The sequence below is a fragment of the Polaribacter sp. Z022 genome, assembly GCF_023555495.1.
Lineage (GTDB): Bacteria > Bacteroidota > Bacteroidia > Flavobacteriales > Flavobacteriaceae > Polaribacter.
In genome coordinates, this window is sequence record NZ_JALCZO010000003.1 from 551907 (window position 1) to 572669 (window position 20763).

17 protein-coding genes and 1 pseudogene are annotated in these 20763 nt (G+C 28.1%); 10 read left to right on the forward strand and 8 right to left on the reverse strand.

Annotation, left to right across the window (positions count from 1 at the left end):
* Positions 1-11: 11 nt before the first annotated feature.
* Genes MPF13_RS09355 through MPF13_RS09365 form a run of 3 tightly spaced genes read right to left on the reverse strand, consistent with a single transcriptional unit; the run spans position 12 to position 2895 of the window.
* Positions 12-1091 (reverse strand): diphosphomevalonate decarboxylase, encoded by a 1080-nt coding sequence (locus MPF13_RS09355; RefSeq protein ID WP_249982243.1) that lies wholly within the window; start codon positions 1089-1091, stop codon positions 12-14.
* Positions 1092-1128: 37 nt separating this feature from the next.
* Entirely contained in the window at positions 1129-1842 is a 714-nt protein-coding gene (locus MPF13_RS09360; protein ID WP_249982244.1) for a LytR/AlgR family response regulator transcription factor, read from the reverse strand.
* Between the two features lie 3 nt (positions 1843-1845).
* Positions 1846-2895, reverse strand: coding sequence for a sensor histidine kinase (locus MPF13_RS09365; protein ID WP_249982245.1), 1050 nt, complete (start codon positions 2893-2895; stop codon positions 1846-1848).
* A 214-nt stretch (positions 2896-3109) separates the two neighbouring features.
* Between MPF13_RS09365 and MPF13_RS09370 the strand changes: the two genes are divergently transcribed.
* The 7 genes from MPF13_RS09370 (at position 3110) to MPF13_RS09400 (ending at position 10105) form a co-directional block, all read left to right on the forward strand.
* Positions 3110-3466, forward strand: a complete 357-nt coding sequence (locus MPF13_RS09370) for a MotA/TolQ/ExbB proton channel family protein (RefSeq protein WP_249982246.1) — start codon at positions 3110-3112, stop codon at positions 3464-3466.
* 63 nt (positions 3467-3529) lie between these two features.
* Positions 3530-4135, forward strand: coding sequence for a thiamine diphosphokinase (locus MPF13_RS09375; RefSeq protein WP_249982328.1), 606 nt, complete (start codon positions 3530-3532; stop codon positions 4133-4135).
* 118 nt (positions 4136-4253) lie between these two features.
* Positions 4254-4487 (forward strand): hypothetical protein, encoded by a 234-nt coding sequence (locus MPF13_RS09380; protein ID WP_249982247.1) that lies wholly within the window; start codon positions 4254-4256, stop codon positions 4485-4487.
* Positions 4488-4665: 178 nt separating this feature from the next.
* Positions 4666-6990 carry a chondroitinase-B domain-containing protein gene (locus MPF13_RS09385; protein ID WP_249982248.1) on the forward strand — a complete coding sequence of 775 codons (2325 nt, stop codon included), beginning with the start codon at positions 4666-4668 and terminating at the stop codon, positions 6988-6990.
* Positions 6991-7013: 23 nt separating this feature from the next.
* Positions 7014-8603, forward strand: coding sequence for a glycoside hydrolase family 30 protein (locus tag MPF13_RS09390; protein WP_249982249.1), 1590 nt, complete (start codon positions 7014-7016; stop codon positions 8601-8603).
* A gap of 141 nt (positions 8604-8744) precedes the next feature.
* The gene (locus tag MPF13_RS09395) at positions 8745-9500 is read left to right on the forward strand and encodes a helix-turn-helix domain-containing protein (RefSeq protein WP_249982250.1); all 756 of its coding nucleotides are present in this window, start codon (positions 8745-8747) and stop codon (positions 9498-9500) included.
* 65 nt (positions 9501-9565) lie between these two features.
* The gene (locus tag MPF13_RS09400; RefSeq protein ID WP_249982251.1) at positions 9566-10105 is read left to right on the forward strand and encodes a dihydrofolate reductase family protein; all 540 of its coding nucleotides are present in this window, start codon (positions 9566-9568) and stop codon (positions 10103-10105) included.
* A 156-nt stretch (positions 10106-10261) separates the two neighbouring features.
* Here the strand turns inward: MPF13_RS09400 and MPF13_RS09405 are convergent, their stop codons facing one another.
* The 5 genes and pseudogenes from MPF13_RS09405 to MPF13_RS09425 form a co-directional block, all read right to left on the reverse strand.
* Positions 10262-10816, reverse strand: a complete 555-nt coding sequence (locus MPF13_RS09405) for a thioredoxin family protein (RefSeq protein WP_249982252.1) — start codon at positions 10814-10816, stop codon at positions 10262-10264.
* 163 nt (positions 10817-10979) lie between these two features.
* Positions 10980-12188 carry a BaiN/RdsA family NAD(P)/FAD-dependent oxidoreductase gene (locus MPF13_RS09410; RefSeq protein ID WP_249982253.1) on the reverse strand — a complete coding sequence of 403 codons (1209 nt, stop codon included), beginning with the start codon at positions 12186-12188 and terminating at the stop codon, positions 10980-10982.
* A gap of 123 nt (positions 12189-12311) precedes the next feature.
* Positions 12312-13259, reverse strand: a complete 948-nt coding sequence (locus MPF13_RS09415) for a GYDIA family GHMP kinase (protein ID WP_249982254.1) — start codon at positions 13257-13259, stop codon at positions 12312-12314.
* A complete protein-coding gene (locus MPF13_RS15660) occupies positions 13259-13624 on the reverse strand; it encodes a DUF1569 domain-containing protein (RefSeq protein WP_349666028.1) in 366 nt (121 codons plus the stop codon). The genes MPF13_RS09415 and MPF13_RS15660 overlap by 1 nt, the downstream gene beginning before the upstream one ends.
* A gap of 93 nt (positions 13625-13717) precedes the next feature.
* A pseudogene (locus tag MPF13_RS09425) lies at positions 13718-14986 on the reverse strand (hydroxymethylglutaryl-CoA reductase, degradative); the annotation flags it as partial.
* Between the two features lie 143 nt (positions 14987-15129).
* Between MPF13_RS09425 and MPF13_RS09430 the strand changes: the two are divergent.
* The 3 genes from MPF13_RS09430 to MPF13_RS09440 all read left to right on the forward strand — a co-directional run bounded on the left by MPF13_RS09430 (position 15130) and on the right by MPF13_RS09440 (position 20707).
* Positions 15130-17349, forward strand: coding sequence for a S9 family peptidase (locus MPF13_RS09430; RefSeq protein ID WP_249982255.1), 2220 nt, complete (start codon positions 15130-15132; stop codon positions 17347-17349).
* A gap of 4 nt (positions 17350-17353) precedes the next feature.
* Positions 17354-18859, forward strand: coding sequence for a peptide MFS transporter (locus tag MPF13_RS09435; RefSeq protein WP_249982256.1), 1506 nt, complete (start codon positions 17354-17356; stop codon positions 18857-18859).
* Positions 18860-18928: 69 nt separating this feature from the next.
* Positions 18929-20707, forward strand: a complete 1779-nt coding sequence (locus tag MPF13_RS09440; RefSeq protein ID WP_249982257.1) for a peptide MFS transporter — start codon at positions 18929-18931, stop codon at positions 20705-20707.
* The last annotated feature ends 56 nt before the right edge of the window (positions 20708-20763 follow it).

The following is a 20763-nucleotide window of genomic DNA, read 5'->3' on the forward strand; positions in this document are numbered from 1 at the left end:
TTCTGCGAACCTTATAATTGTTTAGCTCCAAAACCCACAGTATCACAAATATACTGATTTTTTTGACAGTACTTAGAAAGCTTGTTTTCTATAAAATTATTAACTGTATCTTTTTCTGCTTCAGGATATAAAACATGCACATTTGCACCTGCATCTAAGGTAAAACAGATATTGCTATTGTTTTCATTTCTGTACTCCCAAATACTATTAATAATTTCTAAGGTATTTGGTTTCATTAATATAAAATAAGGGTTACTTGTAAGCATCATTGCATGCAAGGTTAAAGCTTCGCTTTCTACCAGGTTTATAAATGATTTTACATCTCCATTTTTAAGAATTTCTGATATTTTAGACAAGTTATCATTGGCTTGCAAAAACCTATTTTCTGCATAAGGATGATTGTGCATTAAATTATGACCTACTGTGCTAGATACTTGTTTTTCGCCTTTATCTACCAACAAAATAGCATCTTGATAGTTTTCAAAAACCGAATGAACTTTGTAAGGAAACTGAACTCCAAACAAATCTGAGCTTCCTTCAATTTCTGGGTGATTTCCCCAAACTACTAATGGTCCTTCTATGCTTCTACTTGCACTTCCAGATCCTAATCTTGCTAAAAAAGAAGCTTTTTTATTAATGTATTCTTTAGATAAACTTGTATTTAATTCAGATTCTAAACTCATTAAACACATTGCAATTGCACTTAAACCACTTGCAGAAGATGCAATTCCACTTGAGTGTGGAAATGAATTTTCTGAATTTATAGTCATTTTATATTCAAAAATATAAGGACAATATTCTTTTATTCTTGTAAAGAATGCTGCAATTTTAGGTTTAAAGGCATCTTTTTGTTTTCCTTCAAAAAACAAATCGAATTCTACCTCTTCTGTTTTTTCTTTTTGCTCAAATTCTATAGTAGTTATGGTGTGGCAATTGTTTAAAGTAAAACTAATGGAAGCATTTTTTGGAATTTGAGGATTGCTTTTACCCCAATATTTTACCAATGCTATATTACTTGGTGTTTGCCATGTAAAACTTGCTTTTTCAATTGATTTATTAGATGATGCTGCTATAAATTCTGATGTATTCAAAGTCTAAATATTTGCTTCAAAGATAAAACTATTTCGTCTAAATATCGGTTAACTTTTTTAGCACATTTTCTTTATAAGTTCTGCTAATAGGAATTGCTTTTTTCTCAATTTCTACAAACTCGTTTGTATATGAATCTGTTTTATTTAAATTAACAATAAAAGATCTATGTACTCTTAAAAATTGTTGAGAAGGCAACTTCATTTCTATATTAGAAATTGTTTCTCTAGTTACCAAAATATGCTCGTTTGTATAAATTTTTATATAATCAGATAAACTTTCTATATATAGAATTTCATCAAAAACCACTTTTACCATTTTACGTTCAGATCTTACAAAAATGTAATTTGGTTTTTCTATGCTTTCCTCTTTTTTTGTAGGCAAATTTATTTCGACCTTAGTTTCTATAAATTTATTTATTGCTTGTAAAAAACGATCAAAAGCAATAGGTTTTAGCAAATAATCTACAGCCTGTAAATCAAATCCATCTACAGCATATTCTCTGTAAGCAGTTGTAAAAATTATTTTAGATTTTTTATTGATAGTTTTTGCTAAAGACAAACCAGAAACATCTGGCATATTTATATCTAAGAAAAACAAATCGATGTTATTTTTATTTGCAACGTCAAAGGCTTCCATGGCATTTTTACAACTTTGCACCAAGTTTAAATTAGGTATTTTAGCCACAAAAGATTCTAAAATCTTTCTAGCAACTGGTTCATCATCAACAATAACACAATTAATTTTACTCATTTTTTAAAATTCAATTTTTAAAAGTACTTTAAACGAATGTTCTTTTTCTAATATTTCTAATTGATGTTTGTTTGGATAAAGCATTTCTAATCGTTTTTTAATGTTTTCTAATCCTATTCCAATATTCTTTTCTTCTTTTAAAGTTGATGAATTTTCAACTTCAAAAAACAAAGAATTATTTTTTGTTGTAAGATTAATATTTACACTTAAAATCTCATCAATAATTACTCCATGTTTAAAACTATTTTCTACAAATGGAATTAATAACATTGGCGGAATTTGAATAGCTTCATTTAACTTATCTTTTTTAAAATTCACTTTTAAAGTATCGTGAAAACGCATTTTTTCTAAAGAAATATAATCTTCTAAATGATTTAATTCTTCAGACAATAACACTTTTGGTTTTTCTACTTGATATAAAATATAGTCTAATAAATTAGATAATTTTAAAATCATTTCTGGAGCTTCATCTGCTTTAGCAATAGCAAAACCATAAATAGTATTTAAAGAATTAAACAAAAAATGAGGGTGAATTTGCATCTTTAAAAACTTTAATTCTTGCTCTTTTAATTGCAATTGGGTTTCTAAAAACTTGCTTTTTAAATCTTCTGTTTTTATTTGTGATAAATAATTATAAACCACTAAACCAATTACAATTACAAACAAAATAACCATATAAACTCCAAAAACAATAAAGGGTAAACTTTTAGTTAACGGAATTACTGTGTTTTTATCTGGACTTTCTAACAATACAAAACCATAAAGTATAGATAAAATTAGAAAACTAGTTGTAATTATAAACGAATAAATACTGTATAAAATAAAATAGAAATACTTTTTCTTTTGAAGAAAATTTGGAATTAAATAATATAAAAAAACGTAACAAACTATAATGGTACTTGGCATTAAAAATGCCGAAAATGAATTTACATATTTAATATTGTTACTACCATAGCCTAAAAAATAGGTGTAAAAAAAATACACACCTACCCAAAAAAAGACGTGTAAAACAGCTTGTAAAACAAAATTAATAAATGGACTTACATTTTTCATTAAAGAGCAATATCTAACTTTATATAATATCTAACTTAAATTTGCGACGAAATTCTTAAAACAAAGGTTAGTTTACCAAATTAAGTCATTTTTGTTAAAAACAGTAATTATTTGGTTGTTTACAGTTTACTTTTCTTAAGATATCGTTTTTTTTATTTTCAAAAGTAACTTTAAAATACTTTTGGTGTATATTAACATTAAAAATAAACTCATTATGAAATTATTACCTTTAAATCTTTTAAGTGATGGCGGTCCATTATTTATGTACACAATTTTAATTACATTACTAATTTGCATTACTTTAATTTTAAAAGCATTTTTAAAAGGAGATGCTAATGGAAAAGCTTTAAAACTTATAAAATCTATAAGCCTTTTTGCCTTAGTATGGGGTTTTTTAGGAATGATGATTGGTTTAATTAGTGCTTTTGATGCAATTTCTATAACTGAAGGAATTTCTCACAAAATTTTAGCAGCTGGTTTAAAAATAGCGCTACTTTCTCCTGCATTTGGAATGGTTGCTTTTTTAATAGCAAGACTAGGTATTATAGGTCTTATTTTAAAAGAAAAATAAAGACCTTACTAACAATTACAAAATACCCATTTCATTTATTCTGAAATGGGTATTTTTGTTTTTATGAATACATCAAAAGTGTTTTTACTTTTAAACGGAGAGCCCCCTAAAAATCTTCCTAAACTTTCAAATTACAAAGTTATTTGTGCAACAGATGGTGCTTATAAATATTTAAAAGAAAAAAAAATAACTCCCCATTTTATTAGTGGCGATTTTGATTCTTTAAACGATTTACCAAAAGATATTGAAGTAATTCACACACCAAACCAAGAGTTTACAGATTTTGATAAAATGCTTCAAATTTTATTTGACAAAGGTTTTAAAAACATTGATGTTTTTGGAGCAAGTGGTAAAGAACACGATCATTTTTTAGGAAACTTACACACTGCTATTCAGTGGAAAGAAAAATTAAAACTTACTTTTTTTGATGATTATAGTCAATATTTTTTAGCTGATAAGAAAACTGAAATCTTAAATTGTGATGACAAAACAATTTCATTAGTCCCTTTTCCTGAGGCTAAAAACATAGTTACAAAAGGATTACAATATTCATTAAAAAATGAAAATTTAACTTTTGGAAACAGAATTGGTACAAGAAATAAAGCCATAGAAAATACTGTAGAAATCAGTTTTAAAACGGGTGAAATGTTTATTTTTATCAATCATTAAAAGCAAAATTGTCATTTTGAGTAAATTAATTGAAGTCTAAAAATTCTAAAGTTATTTTTTAACTCATTAAGATTTCTCCACAAGGTCGAAATGACAGTAAACCGTAAAATATTTAAAAATGTCTAGAAAAATAAAACTATTGTGGGATTTTAGAGGTCCAGATGCACAAGAAACAGCAAAACATCATACAATTCACTTAAAAGAATTTGCAACCATAGAAAATCTTGCTTTTCATGAAATTGATATTCAAGAAAAGAACCCAATGTTATTTGCTGCATTTATAACTGTTGATGAAAAAGATATGAAAGTTTATAGAGATGCTTTAAAACCTCATCGTGGAGAAATTGGTTAATAAAAATGGGCTTTTAAAGGAAATTAAAAAATTTCAAAATAAAAAATTAATAACAACATTCGTTTTTGAATATGAATTTTATCAAAAGAAAAAACCTGTATTAATGACTAAAAAACAATTCCTTTCTTAAATAATAAATAGTACCTTCATCCATTATAAACATCTAACTCGTTTAAAGATGAATATCTATTTTAAAACCCTAAATACTGCCTTACTTCTTTTTACTTTTTTCTTTATTACTTCTTGTAAGAATAATTCAAATATTAACTCATTAATAGTAACAAACACATCAGAATTAAACAAAGCTCTTAAAAACATAAAAGCAGGAACAGAAATTGTTTTAAAAGACGGAGTTTATAAAGACGCTCAAATTAAATTTTACGGAATTGGTACTAAAGAAAATCCTATTATTTTAAAAGCAGAAAATTCTGGAAACGTATTTTTTGAAGGAAAATCTTATTTGCATTTAGGAGGAGAATATTTAGTAGTTGATGGATTGTTTTTTAGAAATGGTTATAGCCCAGAAATAAGTATTCTTAGATACAGAATTGGTAAGGATTCTACAGCTTTTCATACTAGAATTACAAATACAATTATTAAAAACTTTACCAAACCAAGTAGATTAACCAACGATCATTGGATTGAATTTTATGGTAAATACAACAAATTAGACCATTGTTATATTGAAGGAAAATCTAATGATGGAGAAACAATTAGGGTTTTTCAAAATGGAAATAAAAACGTTAGTAATTATCATCAAATAGTTAATAATTACTTTGGTCCAAGACCTAGAAAAGGTGGCCCAAGAGCAGAAACCATTCGTATTGGAGATAGTAAAACTTCTATGAGTTCTGGTTTTGTAAATGTTTCTGACAACTATTTTGAAGCTTGTAATGGTGAAGTAGAAATTATATCAGACAAAACGAATTTTAACACCTTTAAAAACAATATTTTTTACAAATGCGAAGGTTCTTTGGTTTTAAGACATGGTAGTTTTTCTACTGTAGATGGTAATTTTTTTATTGGTGATGATGATTCTGATTTTTATGGAGGAATTAGATTGGTTAGTACAGGTCATTTTATAACAAACAACTATTTCTATAAAATAAATGGCTCAAAATTCAGAAGCCCTTTAGCGGTTATGAATGGTATAAATATGACTCCAATTAATAGATATAAACAAGTTACAGATGTTGTTGTTGCTTACAATACTTGGGTAGATTGTAAATCGCCCATACAAATTGGTGTTGGTCAAAATGTTGCCAGTGCTGGTGTTTTACCAAAATATGAAATTCGTTCTGCACCTCCAATTCGTTCTGTAATTGCAAATAATTTAATTTACAATCATAAAGAAGATCAAAATCCGTTTATCAATCATGATAATATGGATGGAATTTTATTTAAAAATAACTTGTTAGATAATAACGGAACTGCATTTACAAAGTTTAACGTTTTAAATAATCAAGACATTAAAATGAAGCAAATAAATGATTGGTTGTTTGTACCTGAAGCTTCTCAATCTGAAATTTTTAATGATGTTTTTATTGGTTATGATTTTGATAAAATTAAAACAGACCTTTTTGGAAGCTTAAGAACTAATAAAAATAATGTTGGTGCCATTACAAACATAAAAGCTGCAGAAAAATTTAAAATTGACATCAAAAAATATGGTCCAAATTGGTTTTCATCAGAAAAAACAATTGTAAAACCAAATACAATCAATGTTTCTAAAAATGACGATTTAAACACTAAAATTACAAATGCTAAAAATGGTGATATCATCAACTTAACAGAGAAAGTTTACACGATTAATTCTTCTCTTAAAATCGATAAAAAAATAACTATTCAATCAAGTAATAATGCTCAAATTGTTTTTACTGGTGATAAAAATATTCCTGCGTTTAAAATGCATCCTTATGGAAATTTAATTCTTGAAAGTGTAAATTTAAGTAGCACAACAAATCAAATTGCTTTTGAAACCTTAAAAGAAAACATGTCTGCAGCATATAATGTATCTGTAAACAATTCAACATTACAAAGTTTTTCTACTGTTATACAAGCTCACAAAGGTTCTTTTGCTGATAATATTACTTTTCAAAACACCAAAATACAAAACTGTGAAAACGGAATTGTTTTAGCTTCTGAACAAAAAGGAGATTACAATGCTTATATGGTTACGTTACATAATTGTGAAATTACAAACATCCAAAAAAATGTGATTCATTATTATAGAGGTGGTTATGATGAATCTACAATTGGAGGAAGATTAAAAGTTACAAATTGTACTTTTAGAAACTCTGGAAATAAAGAGAAAAGTAACATATTACTAAAAACAAGGGGCATAGTTAATGTTGATATTTCTAACAATACATTTCAAAATAATTCAGTTAAATACATTGCTTTTTTATGGGGAGAAAAAAACAATCATCACACAAATAACAAAGTATTAAATTCTGGAAAAATTAAAGTAGAACAACAATTAAAACTAGATATACTATACTAATTTTAAGAAATTTTGCAGCAATTATGAACATCAAACTTAACAATCAAATCCTACTATATTTAGCAATTTTTATCTTATTTATTGGCTGTAAAGAAGAGAAAGAAAAACAAGCTTACGCTATTAAAGTTTATCAAACTTCTTATGCTGGTGATAATTTAAAAATACTCAATTTAGATTCTATAAATAGATCAAATAATAATCTAAAAAAGGTAAAGTTAGAAATTAATCCACAAAAAGAATTTCAAAAATATTATGGTTTTGGTGCTTCATTTACAGAATCTTCTGCTTGGAATTTAGCTACAATACCTAAAAAACTTCGTAAAGAAGTACTTACCAACTTATTTAACCCAACAAAAGGAGCAGGATTTAGTTTAACAAGAACTCATATAAATAGTAGCGATTATGCTAACAATCATTATACATATGTAAAAGATGGAGATGAATCTCTAAATTCTTTTAGTATTCATGAAGATTTAAAAGGTTTTTCTGGTGATGAAAATGAACAAGTAAAAAACATCGAACTTATAGAACCTTCTTATGATTTGATACCTATGATTTTAGAAGCCTCAACAATAGATGGTGCAGATTTTAAAATTATAGCTTCACCTTGGAGTCCTCCTTCATGGATGAAAACTGGAGAAACAAAAGAAATGACAAATGGTAGTTTGCTTCCAAAATACTATCCTGTTTGGGCAAAATATTTATCAAAATACGTAAGTGCTTACCAAAAACAAGGAATTAATATTTGGGCAATAACGCCACAAAACGAGCCTTTACACAATCATGATGCAAGATGGGATAGTAATGGATTTACACCTGAACAAGGTAGAGATTTCTTAAAAAATCACTTAGGTCCTCAATTTGTAAAAGACGGACATTTGAATATTGATGACTTAAATAAAGGAGTTAAAATTCTTATTTACGATCATAACAAATCTGTAATGAATAATTATGCAGATGCAACTTATAAAGATACTGAAGCTTCTAAATACGCTTGGGGAACTGCTTTTCATTGGTATGCAAATTCAGAATTAAAAGAGAATAATTATTATGCAGAAGAACTAGATAAATTGCAACAAAATTGGCCAGATAAAGGCATTATTCATACAGAATCTAGTATTGATATTGATGCCCAAGACCCAATAGGACAATATTGGAGAGAAAGTACAGATTATGCAGGAAAATTTATCCCATTTGAAACCTATGCTTATGATATTATTTCTGATGTAAATCATGGAACTCAAGGTTATGTAGAATGGTGTATGATTTTAAGTAATGAAGGAAAGCCAAATCCTTACGATAATTTTAATAGTGCTCCTGTTTTAATAAACCCAGAAACAGATGAAGTTATTTATACACCTCTTTATTATTTACTGAGTCATTTTAGTAAATTTATTCGTCCAAATGCAGTTAGAATTGACTCAAAAAGCAAAGAATTAGAAGGACTTATTTATACTGCTGCAAAAAACACTGATGGTTCTTTAGCTGTAGTAATTTATAATAATAAAAATGAATCTATTGAAGTTTCTATGGACGTAAAAGGTAACAACTATACAACAACAATAGAACCAAAAGCTATACAAACTATTCATTTAAAAGAGTTGAAAAAATAAAAGAACATTTCTTTAATAATTTAGTTTGTTTCTAAACGAAAAACAATAGAACTTCGGCTAACGCCGATTATAACTCATTAAAACGGACATCATAATCGTCTTAAGTTGGCATTCATATAGTGAAAAACTTCAAAATTAAATTTGATTTCTGAAAAAACATATAGACCAAGTGCACCTCTAAACCAATTTGTAGATTTCATTTGGATTGGTCAAGCACCTGAATTAAACATTGAATCCAATCATTATGCTGCTTTATTTACAGAACTTATTTTTAATTATGGAAACACATTTAATGTTGATGGTCAGAATGTAGAAAGTTTTAAAAATAAATATGTACATCAAATAATTTCAGGCTTAAAAACAGAGCCATTTCAAACAAAAATATCTGGAATATACAACTCTGCTGGATTAATTTTGAAGCCATTTTGTTTTGGTTTTCTTTTAGATAAATTAGGTACTAAAGATTTTGAATACCTATCTGAAATAGTTTATGAATTTCTTTTTGAAAGTAATACACCTAATTTCAAAAAATTAGAATCGGAATTAGAAAACATTTTCTGTAAAATTCAATTGGATAAAGATTTAATAAAATATGAACAGTTTATTTCTAAGAAAGATTTAAACAATGGAGTTATGCAGAGTTTTAACCAATCAATTGAAATTTCTCAAAAAAACTTTATTAAAAAATTTAAAAAGCATTACAAAATAACGCCAAATCAATACTTTAAACTAAAAAAAGTTAATGAAACTATCCAATTAATTGAAAATAACAAAGCCTATAATTTGACAGAAATAGGATTACAATCAGGTTTTTATGACCAGTCACATTTTATAAAGATTTTTAAGGGATTTTGCGGTTATAGCCCTAAAGAACATTTAAAAAAAATTCAAAGGTAAATTCTGTACAATTTTTTCATTGCAGATTATAAGAGTTTTGCACCTTTAAATTATACAAGATAATTATGGATAATAAAAACAAAGTATTTATTGCAACAAGTTTAGACGGTTATATCTCAGACAAAAATGGAGGTCTTGATTGGCTACAGTCTATTCCAAATCCCGACAATGATGATATGGGATATGTGGAATTCACCAACGGAATTGATGCTCTGGTTATGGGACGAACAACATTCGAAACTGTTATCGGATTTGATGTTCCTTGGCCATATAACAAACCAGTTTTTGTTTTGAGTAACAAATTAAATGAAATTCCTGAAAGCCATAAAGAAAAGGCTTTTTTAGTCAAAGGAACTTTGACGGAAATTTTAGACCAAATTCATAAAAATGGATTTCATAAATTATATATTGATGGAGGAACAACCATCAGAAGTTTTTTAAAGGAGGATTTGATTGATGAAATGGTACTTACCACAATTCCGGTTTTATTAGGTGGTGGCTCTTCCTTATTTACAGAACTTCCGAACGAACTGAAATTCGAACTAATTGAAACAAAAAGATATTTAAACCAAATAACACAGAATCATTACAAACGGAAAAAATAAAATACGAAATGCCAACAACGTACAAAATTAATTGCTTGGCAAGAGCACATTTACGAAAGTCCTCACGGACTTTCTTTGCTCAGGAATTATTTACTAAATTTATAACTTAAACACGCAACTAAATCTTGTACAAGACCGTTAGCGAATCACAACAATCTATTTCCATTTAATACCACAACCCAAACTAGGTTTAGGGTTTTCTATAGGAGATTTATTTTCTAATAAATAATCTAAAGACAATCTTAAATCTTTTCCTGTAACTGGTTTCCCATTTCCGGGTCTAGAATCATCTAATTGCCCATGATACACAGCTTTTAAGTCAGTATCAAAAACATAAAAATCTGGTGTACAAGCAGCATCATAAGCTTTTGCTACTTCTTGAGTTTCATCATACAAATATGGAAAAGGAAAATTTTCAGTTTTTGCTAATTCTTGCATTAATTCTGGAGAATCTTGTGGATAATTTGCAACATCATTAGAACTAATTGCAATAAAATTTATTCCTTTTTGTTGATACTCATTAGCCATTTTAACTAAGGCTGAATTAACATGAATTACAAACGGACAATGATTACATATAAACATAATTACAGTTCCTTTTTCTCCTCTTGCTTCTTGTAATGAAACAAAACTATCATCTACAGTATTTATTAATGTAAAATCTGGTGCTTTTTTTCCTACTGCAAATTCGTTTGATTCTGTTCTTGCCATTATAAATTAGATTTGATTAGTTATGAGTTTGTCAGTTCTAGTGATTTCGATTTTTTGATTGAAATTGTATCGAGAATTTTCATTTCGTAAAACTTATTCTCGATACAAATTTAAAAACTTACGTTTTTAAATTCACTCGAATTGACAGTTTTACTTAATCTAGTTATTCTGAAATTGCTTTCGCACAAATATAGCCTCCTGTCCATGCATTCTGAAAATTAAAACCTCCAGTTACTGCATCAATATTTAAAACTTCACCTACAAAAAAGAGGTTTTTATGCTTTTTACTTTCAAAACGTTTAAAATTAATTTCTTTTAAATCAATTCCTCCAGCAGTTACAAACTCATCTTTAAAAGTAGTTCTACCATTGGCATTAAAAATACCTTTTGTTAATTGATTTGCTAAAGTTTCTTTTTGGATGTTTTTTAAATCTGCCCAATTTTGATTTTGCTTTATACCAGAAGCTATTACAAAACGCTCCCATAATCTTTTAGAAACTTCTGAAAAAGGCGATTTTAAAATAACGGTTTTTCTAGGTTCTTTCTTTTTTAAGTTTAATAATACATTTAAAACTTTATCTGTAGGTCTAGACAACCAATTTACCTCTACATTATACTGATAATTTTTATCCGCTAAAACTCTTGCACCAAATGCAGAAAGTTTTAAAACTGAAGGTCCACTCATTCCCCAATGTGTAATTAATAATGGTCCTGAAGCTTCTAATTTTGTGTTTACAATTTTTACAGTAGCATTAGGTACTGAAGTCCCCAATAAATCTACCAATCTTTTATCATTTATATTAAAAGTAAATAAAGACGGAACAGGTTCTACAATTGTATGATCTAATGTTTTACACAACTCCCATACTTTTTTAGAACTTCCTGCAGCAACAATTACTTTATCTGCTTTAAAAACTTCACTTTTAGTGTTTACAATCCATTTATTTTCTTGTTGATAAACCTCATTTACACCACAGTTTGTTAACACCTTAATATTTAACTTATCAACAGCATTTTGAAAACAATCTATAATTGCTTGACTCGTATTTGCTTCTGGAAAAACTCTATTATCTTCTTCAATTTTTAAGGGCACTCCTCTTTCTTCAAACCATTCAAAAGTATCACCTGTCATAAATTGATGAAAAGGACCCAACAATTCTTTTTTTCCTCTTGGATAAAATTCTGTTAACTCTTTAGGAATAAAACATGCATGCGTAACATTACATCTTCCACCTCCAGAAATTTTTACTTTTTGTAAAACTTCTTTCCCTTTTTCTAATATTGTAATGTCTAACTCTGGATTATTTTCTTTTGCATTAATGGCCGTAAAATAACCTGCTGCTCCTCCTCCAATTATTATTATTTTACTCATTTTTTCGATATTTTCAGTTCGATTAATTTTGATTTTTTTCAAAATTGTATCGAGAACTCATTAATTAATTATCTCGATACAAATTTATTTCATTCTTCAATAAATTCACTCGATATGACTTGTTTATAAAATCATTTCTGAATAAGGTAGAATTGTTTCAAATCCTTTGTTCTTAAAATACATAGGTGTTTCTTTATTTCCTGTTACTAAAACAAAATCTCCACCCCAAGCACCTAAACTTTTAATTACACCAAAATAATCTGGAAACAACTTTTCTTTAACTGGTTTTAATTTTATAATTGAGCTTATAATTTGCTCATGTTCTACAATTAATTTCTCAAAATCTTCTAAAGAATCAACTTTTAAAAGTTCATCAGAAATTTCTGAAATTCTTATGATTTCTTTCTCAAAAATAAGATTCGATTCTCTAAATTTTGCTATTCCTTCTTTAGAATCTTGCTTTTCATTTAGATATAAAAAAAATAAATTTTCTTTAAAAATTGGATTGAATCCTACTTGTTCAACTATTGGTGTCATTTCGAGCGCAGTCGAGAAATCTTTTTCTATTTGATAAAAAATTGGAGTGTCATTTTGTGCACAAGCAATATCATAACCACTTCCTTTAAAAGAATTCCATAGCAACTTAAAAGCATCAACTTTTGCCCAACTAGCAATCGAATTTATTAATGTAGATGAACTTCCTAATCCCCAATTTCTTGGAAAAGTCAATTCTGTTTTAACAACAAAACCATGTTCTACTTCTAAAAAATGTGGATTTAAATTTTTAGCTTCTTTTAAAATTTCTAATAAAGTTTCTGCAATTACTTCTCCACTTCCTTCTTTGTCAGAATTATAGGTACAACTTATTAAACGTAGTTTTTTTACATCAAAAACTGCTTCAAACCAACATTCTCCTGTATGTGTAAAACTACCCCAAATTAACTCAGGTTCTTTTATTTTTTCAACAATTAAATCTTGTCCAAATTTAGTAGGAACAGCCAAAGCTTTTGCTCCATCTAAAACAAGATATTCTCCTGTTAACAATAATTTTCCATTAGAATAATAATTCATTATACCAGCCCAAATTGTTTAAAATGATGTGTAAAATGTTTTACATGAAATTTTTGCCAATACTCATAATCTAATTCTCCAAAAAACGGATGGTTTTCTGAAGTAGCTGTTTTAAAATGAGTATAGAAATCATCAATTTGGTTAAACAAATCATTCATTGCTTCACCTACATTTGCAAATTTTACTTTATTAGGTTCTTCAGATAACATAGGCGCTTTAAAACCAACTTGCAATTCTCCTGCAGTATTTAAAAAAGGTTTTCTTCTGGCAGATTTTTCATCAGAAACAAAATAATCTGCATTTACTTTACCATTAGAAATTTGCAATAAAAAGCTTAAATGTTCAATCATTTGTTGCCCATTCATTTTACCAAACAAAGGTTTTGTATCGCTTTTTAACTTTGATAATTTTGATCTCACAATGTTTTTGTCAGTAAAATCTATCCAATTAATTTTTGGTTCTCTTAATGAATTTATTTTTTCAACAACTGCAGAATGAGAAACGGTTCTTTTTTCAAAATATGCAGTAACAATTTCTTTTTCTTTATCATTTGCATTGAATTGATTTAAAATATTTTGCAAATGCATTTTCATGTGTCCATGCTGAATCCCTTTAGTTGTTAAAGCTCTTAATGCTGCAAAATTTTGTGCTAAACCTGCTGCTGCCATTATTTGCATTAACGTTCTTGCAGATGGTTTTTGTAACATTTCTAAAGACATTTTAGCCATAGGATGTAAAGCAGTTAAGCCTCCAACAGTACCTAAAGCTAACGGAATTTCAATCCAAAATTTAAAAATTCCATCATCTATAGAACAATGAGATAAACTAGCATATTCACCAGATTTTGCAGCATAAGCATGTGCACCAGCTTCAATTGCTCTAAAATCATTACCAGTTGCTAAAACAACAGCATCAATTCCGTTCATTATACCTTTATTATGTGTAACTGCTCTATAAGGTTCTATTTCTGCAATCTTTACAGCTTGATAAAATTTCTCTGCAAATTTTTGAGGGTTTACTCCACCAAGTTCTTCAATTTTACAACTAACTTCTGCTCTTACCAAACATTCTGGAACATAATTAGAAAGTATGCTCATTACAATTTCTATATCTTCTTTTTCAAACTTTTTAGCAATAGCTTCTAAACAAGAATTTATAAAATTTGCACCCATTGAATCTTTTGTTTCAAAGGTTACATGTAGTTGATAATAATTATCTAACTTATCTGTTTTGTCTACTAATTTTATATCTAAAATTCCACCTCCACGTTTTTCCATATTTTTGGTAATGGAAGCTGTAGCAGCAAATAATTCAGTTTTATTTTTATTAAAATACTCTTCAATTTCAGTTTTTGTACCTGCATACATAAAATGAACCTGACCAATTTTTGTAGTACCAATAACTTTGGTTTTAAAACCGCCTCTAGTACTCCAAAACTTTCCAACTAAAGAAGCTGCTGCAACTACAGAACTTTCTTCAACAACCATTGGTATTACATATGCTCTGTCATTAATTACAAAATTTGGAGCAATACCAAAAGGCAAATAAAAATTGGTAATTGTATTTTCTATAAAATCATCATGAAGTTTCTGTAAGTTTTTATCTTCATTCCAATATTGGGTAAGAATTTTTACAGTTTCTTTTTTATTATGGAAGTAATTTTCTGTTAACCAACTAATTTTTTCATCTTTAGTTAACTTAGAAAATCCTGAAATAAGTTTGCTCATTTATATGGGTATAAAACTATCTAGAACAAAGATAAGTGAAACTGTTAAAATAGTATGATATATTCAAGATTTCTCTATTTTTAGACAAGTTTTTGCCGATTTTTCCGTAAACTTGGCAAAGTTTTATTAAATACTAAGTCTGAATGAAACAAATCTACATTTTAGCAACATTTATCTTTTTTATTAGTTGCAAAGAAAACACTTCTACCTCATCAAATTATACAACAGGATCCAAAGAAATTACACTCGAAAAAATTTGGGATGGAACTTTTTCTGCCAAAAGAATGAATTCTCTTAATTCTATGAATGGTGATTTTTATGCTGTTTTAAATTATGATAAAGAAACAAAATCTACAACTGTAGATAAGTACAGCTATAAAACTTTAGAAAAAGTAGAAACAATTGTAAACAGTAAAGAATTAAATGGGTTAGATGGTTTTTCTTCTTACAGTTTTAATAATGATGAAACTAAACTAATTTTAGGAACTAATTTTGAAAAGATTTTTAGACGTTCTTTTAAAGGAACTTTTTATGCTTATGATATTGCTTCTAAAAAATTAACTAAAATTGGAGATAAAATTCAAGAACCTATTTTTTCGCCAGACAATAAAAACGTAGCTTACGCAAAAGACAACAATCTTTTTATTAAAAATGTAGCTTCAAATAAAATTACTCAAGTTACAAAAGACGGAAAATTTAATTCTATAATTAACGGAATTACAGATTGGGTTTATGAAGAAGAATTTGGTTTTGTTAGGGCTTTTGAATGGAATAAAACAGGAACTTATTTAGCTTATTTAAGATTTGATGAAACTAACGTTCCTACTTTTTCTATGGATATGGTTGGTAAAGAAAATTATCCAGATCAATTAGTATTTAAATACCCTAAAGCTGGAGAAAAAAATGCTGATGTAACATTACACATGTATAATGTTTTAGCTAAAAACAGTAAGAAAATTTCTTTAGGTGATTATGAGTACATACCAAGAATAAAATGGTCTAATGACAAAAACATCTTAATTGCAACAACCTTAAATCGTCATCAAAATAATTTAAAACTACATAAAGTTTTTGCTTTAAGAAGCAGTTCTACTTTGTTATTAAACGAAACAGACAAAGCTTATGTAGACATTCATGACAACTTAACTTTTTTAAACGACAATAGTTTTATATGGACTAGCGAAAAAGATGGATACAACCATATATATCATTATGACTTTAGTGGAAAATTAATCAACCAAATTACTAAAGGAAATTGGGAAGTAACAAGATATTATGGTTATAATGATAGTAAAAAAACTATTTATTATCAATCTGTAGAAAACGGTTCTATTAACAGAGGCGTATATTCTATTGGTTTAGATGGTCATAACAAAAAACTATTAAGTAATGAAGAAGGACAAAACAGTGCATCTTTTAGTAAGAATTTAAATTACTTTATAAATACGTATTCTTCTACCGAAATTCCACCTGTTTACTCACTTTATACTGGTGAAGGAGCAATGATAAAAGTGGTTAAAGACAATGTTACTTTAAAAGAAAAATTAGCTGAATACAAAATGAGTCCTAAAGAGTTTTCTACAATTAACATTAATGGAAACGACTTAAATATGTGGATGATTAAACCTGCTAATTTTGATGAAAACAAAAAATACCCAATGTTAATGTTTCAATATTCTGGTCCAGGTTCTCAACAAGTTGGAAATAGATGGAATGGTAGCAATGATTATTGGCATAATATGTTAGCTCAAAAAGGGATGATTGTAGTTTGTGTAGATGGACGTGGAACAGGTTTTAAAGGCGCTGATTTTAAAAAATCTACATATTTAAACTTAGTAAAATATGAAACAGAAGATCAAATTGAAGCAGCAAAAAAATTAGCAACTCGTTCTTATATTGATGAAAACAATATTGGAATTTGGGGTTGGTCTTTTGGTGGACACATGAGTACTAATGCTTTATTAAAAGGAAGTGATGTTTTTACAACTGCAATTGCTGTAGCTCCTGTTACTTCTTGGAGATTTTATGACACTGTTTATACAGAACGTTTTTTAAGAACCCCACAAGAAAACCCTGCTGGTTATGACGAAAATTCTCCTGTAAATTACGCAGATAAATTAAAAGGAAATTACTTATTAGTTCATGGTACAGGTGATGACAATGTGCATGTTCAAAATAGTTATAGAATGATAAATTCTTTAATTGAAGCCAACAAACAGTTTGATATGTTTATTGTGCCAGATAGAACTCATGGAATTTATAAAGGAAAAAATACTCGTTTAAATTTGTATACAAAAATGACAAATTTCATCAACGAAAATTTAAATAAGAATTCAGATAAATCAATAGAAATTAAAGGATAAATATATGTCAAATACTGCTATTAAAACTTCAGAAGAACCACAAATGTTTGGACATCCAAAAGGATTGTTCTACTTATTTTTTGCAGAATTATGGGAACGTTTTAGTTTCTATGGAATGAGAGCGTTACTAACGCTTTACATGGTACAAGAAATATTTAAAGCCATCTCTGAAAGAGATACAGCTACAGCTGTAGTTTATGCTTCTTATGGTTCTTTAGTATACGCTTCTACAGTAATTGGTGGTCAAATTTCTGATAAAATCTTAGGAATGCGTTCTTCTATTTTTTTAGGAGGTATTTTAATGGCTGTTGGTCATTTTGTTTTAGCTATAGAACATGATATTGCATTCTTTACTGCATTAGCTTTAATTGTAGTTGGTAATGGTTTTTTTAAACCAAATATTTCAACTTTTGTAGGTGCTTTGTATAAAGAAGGAGATGTTAGAAAAGACTCTGGTTTTACCATTTTTTATATGGGAATTAATATTGGTGGTTTTGTTGCTCCTCTTTTATGTGGCTGGTTAGCTGCTGAATATGGTTGGCATTATGGTTTTGGTTTAGCAGGAATTGGAATGATGGCTGGATTAATTTTCTTTTGGAGTGGAATTAAAAAGAACGTCTTTGGAGATAAAGGTATGCCACCTTCAACTGAAATTTATGAGAAAAAAGTTATAGGAATTCCTCAAAAAACTTTAATCCCTATTATAGCTGTTTTATTTGTACCAGTAATTGCTTATTTACTTTCTTCATGGCAACAAAATTATGTTAGCGGTATTTTTAAATTTATCGGGTTTGCTGTTTTAGCTTATTTAATATACATCATGTATAGTTTAGATTCAGTTGCTCGTAAAAAATTAATCATGGCTGTATTAATTACTTTTTTTATGACTTTATTTTGGGGTTTTCATGAATTATCAGGTAGTGTAATTACATTATTTGCATCAAGAAATGTAGCTTTAGATGGTATTATGACAGCAAGTCAAACAAATGCTTTAAACTCTATGTTTATTATCATACTAGCAATACCTATCTCTTTATTATGGGGATATTTATCTAAAAATAAAATGAACCCAAGAACACCATATAAATTTGGTTTAGGTCTATTATTAGCTGGGGCAAGTTTCTATATTTTATCTATTAGTGGTGCTAGTGCAGATGAAAACGGAATGGTTCCTTTTACTTATTTACTAGTAATGTATCTTATTATTTCTATTGGAGAATTATTTATGTCTCCAGTAGGTTTATCTAAAATAACAGATTTATCACCAAAAAACATAGTTGCTTTTATGATGGGTGTTTGGTTCTTATCTTCTGCATTTGCTTTTCAAATAGTTGGTTTTATATCTAAACAATTAGCTGTAGAAAGTACAGATGCAAATGTTGGTGGTTTAGAAACCTTAGGCATTTATACAGATGGATTTGAACTAATTGCAATGTATTCTTTAGGAGCAGGTGCAATTGTTATTTTATTTTCCCCTTTAATGAAAAAATTAATGGGCAATGTTCACTAAACAAATCAAAAACCTCATAAATTAATATTTATGAGGTTTTTATTTATATATAATTATTAAACCCTTTTTATGAACAGAGACATAGAAAATCTTTTTAAAGACAAAGTTATCGGACATCCAGCTGGATTGTTCGTATTATTTTTTACAGAAATGTGGGAGCGTTTTTCATTTTATGGAATGCGTATTTTACTTGTATTATTTTTAACAGCACCTTTAATAGGTGACAACCCTGGTTGGGAATGGCCTAGGGAACATGCATTAGCATTAATTGGTACTTATGCTTCACTTTTGTATTTAACTCCAATTGTTGGTGGTTGGATTGCAGATAAAATTACTGGTTATAAATGGGCAGTAGTTATTGGTTGTTTTATTATGATGTTAGGTCATGCTTCAATGGTATTTGAAACACAGTTTTCTTTATACTTAGGTTTGGCATTATTAGTAATTGGTACAGGTTTTTTTAAACCTAATGTTACTTCTATGATTTCTGAAATGTACAAAGGAAAAGAATCTAAAAAAGATGGAGCTTATACTATCTTTTATATGGGTGTAAATGCTGGTGCTTTTTTTGGAATGATGTTGTGTGGTTATTTAGCTGAAAACATTGGTTGGTCATGGGGATTTGGTCTTGCAGGTATCTTTATGTTCTTAGGAATGTTACAGTTTTGGTTAGCTAAAGACTTATTTGGTAGCATTGGAGAAAAACCATCTAAAGTTCATGAAGTAGAAATCCCTCAAAACATTAATGAAACAAGTCCTGTTGAAGAAAATCAAACAAAAGAAAAACTAAATCCATTTACAGGATTAGATAAAATTTTAATTATCCTTTCTTCAATTGGGGGTGTTTTATACTTATTTAATGACCCAATGTCTAAAATTGGAGATGTAAATATGTTAGATTTTAAAGTTGGTAGTATGGAAGGTTCTAACGTAACTATTCTTACTGCTCTTGTTTTATTTATATATTTAATTGTTACCAGAATTTCTAGATATACAAAAGTAGTTAGAGATAAGATTATTGCTGTTTCTGTTTTTGGAATTTTTACAGTGTTTTTCTTTGCTGCTTTTGAGCAATCTTTAGGATCTATGACAATTTTTGCTAGAGATTATACTGGTAGAACATTATCTGGATCTTCTGCAATGGTATTTAAAATTATAGATTTAATTTTAACTGTTGGTCCTTTAGCAATTATTACTTGGGTTTTATATTTATTATTTAAGAAAACATATTCTAAAATACCTTTTTCAAACATTATTCTTGCATTGGCATTTGTAACTCTTTGGGGAATTGTAGTTTGGAAAGTTAATAGAGAATTTAGTAAAGATGCCACAGAAGTAGGTGCTTCTTGGTTTGGTATTTTAAATTCTTTCTTTATAATTACGTTAGCTCCTTTATTTTCTAGATGGTGGGAAAGTAAATACAACCCAAGTGCAGCAATGAAATATGGTTTAGGTCTTATTCTTTTAGGTTTAGGTTTTGGTGTTTTAGTAATGGGAACTATGGGAATAGAACAAGGAGCAAAAACAGCTTCTGTTAGTATGTTCTTTTTAATATTTGCCTACTTGTTTCATACAATGGGAGAACTTTGTATTTCTCCTGTAGGTTTATCATATTTAAGTAAACTTGTACCTGGTAGAATGATTGGTTTTATGTTTGGTATTTGGTATTTAGCAATTGCTGTAGGGCAAAAAGCTGCAGGAACCATGGGTGGAATGATTGATAAAATTACAGAAGAATATTCTTTAAGTACATTCTTTTTAATTTTTACTATTGTACCAGTAGCTGTAGGATTAGTATCTATAGTACTAAATCCGTTATTAAAAAAATTAATGCATGGAGTAAAATAATAACTCCTCTATATAATATTATTAAAAGAAGAGAGTTTTATTTTTAAAGCTCTCTT